Here is a 207-nt window from a genome sequence, read left to right as displayed (position 1 = left end):
GGCGTCAGTCCGTATACATCGCCTTACGGCTTCGCACGGACCTGTGTTTTTAGTAAACAGTCGCTTCTCGCTGGTCTCTGCGGCCACCCCCAGCTCAGAGTGCAAGACTCATCACCAGGCGTGGCCCCCCTTCTCCCGAAGTTACGGGGGCATTTTGCCGAGTTCCTTAACCATAGTTCACCCGAACGCCTCGGTATTCTCTACCTG

At 57.0% G+C, this 207-nt stretch carries 1 rRNA gene; it reads right to left on the bottom strand.

Annotated features, from left to right (window positions below):
* Positions 1-207, bottom strand: a 23S ribosomal RNA gene (locus KUM03_RS24595); the annotation flags it as partial.

The organism is Streptomyces sp. AC602_WCS936 (assembly GCF_019049125.1).
GTDB lineage: Bacteria > Actinomycetota > Actinomycetes > Streptomycetales > Streptomycetaceae > Streptomyces.
The sequence above is the reverse complement of the archived record's forward strand: the minus strand, read 5'-3'. Positions and strand labels throughout refer to the sequence as shown.